This window comes from Pseudidiomarina terrestris (assembly GCF_030466375.1).
Lineage (GTDB): Bacteria > Pseudomonadota > Gammaproteobacteria > Enterobacterales > Alteromonadaceae > Pseudidiomarina > Pseudidiomarina terrestris.
The window spans coordinates 1-1,181 of sequence record NZ_JAGGJE010000010.1 but is presented as its reverse complement, the minus strand read 5'-3'; the positions used below and the strand labels follow the sequence as shown (position 1 = coordinate 1,181).

At 49.1% G+C, this 1,181-nt stretch carries 1 protein-coding gene; it reads right to left on the bottom strand.

From position 1 onward, the window contains the following. Nucleotides 1-16: 16 nt before the first annotated feature. Nucleotides 17-1,107 (bottom strand): IS3 family transposase gene (locus tag J6J28_RS12705; RefSeq protein ID WP_301722217.1). Its coding sequence is split into 2 segments (ribosomal slippage): nucleotides 17-858 and nucleotides 858-1,107, totalling 1,092 coding nucleotides; the frame shifts between segments, so codons are not numbered across the junction. Nucleotides 1,108-1,181: the final 74 nt, after the last annotated feature.

Here is a 1,181-nt window from a genome sequence, read left to right as displayed (position 1 = left end):
GAATGAATTGAGCTGTTCAATTTTCAATGGATGCCACGAACTGCAAGGGTGGCAGGTTATTTAAAGCCCGATGAGGTCGACTCTTGTTATAGTCATCCCGCCAAGCTTCGATTTTTAATTTAGCATCGGTTAGCGATTCGAACCAGTGACAGTTAAGGCACTCATCCCGAAAACTGCCGTTCAGTGACTCGATATAGGCATTATCTGTTGGCTTACCAGGACGCGAGAACGCTAGCGTTACCTTGTTGGTATAAGCCCAAAGGTCAGTCATTTGTCCTGCAAATTCGCTGCCATTATCGCAATGAATACGGTTTGGTGCGCCTCGTTCTCGACAAAGTCGCGTCAATGTTGCAACCACATTCTCTGAGCGTAATTGAACTCCGATATCGGCTGCCAAACACTCTCGCGTATAGGTGTCGACAACTGTCAGAATACGAAACTTGTTCCCGGTAGACAGCTGGTCGGCAACAAAGTCCATCGCCCATGCCTCATTCGGTCGTGTACTTGGTACATAGTCGCGTTTTCGATGTGCGCCACTGACGTTGCGCCGCGGCCGTTTGGGGCGTAACTGAAGTCCTTCTAGACAATACAGGCGATGAACGCGTTTCTTATTCACGTGAATACCTTCGCGTTTTAACATCACATGAATACGCTTGTAACCGTATCGCACGCGGGCTCTAGCTATCGCCACGATCTTCTGGCGGAGCGCCTCCTGAGGCTCCGAGCGAGGCTTATAACGGCAAGCCGTGCGACTTAGTCCTGTTAACGCACATGCTCTTCGTTCACTGATGCGGTAGAGGCTGATTAAGTGGCGCACCGCCTTACGACGCTGCGGTACGCTTACCACTTTCGGGTATTGAGATCTTGCAACATAACTTTATCAAGGGTTAGATCCGCAACAATCCGTTTGAGCTTCTCATTCTCTTCTCGTAGCTGCTTGAGTTCTCGAACTTGATCAGATTCAAGCCCAGCGTATTTCTTTTTCCAAGCATAGAAAGTGCCCTCGGCAATCCCCATTTTCCGAGCGATCTCGGCGATGGATAAGCCAGCTTCGTGCTGTTTTATAGCGGAAACGATCTGCTCGACTGAAAAACGTTTTGATTTCATGACGTGGCCCTCGTAAGGTCTTTATCATGCCCAAATTCATCGTCCTTGTGGATCTTTTTCTTGGGGGACCGTCA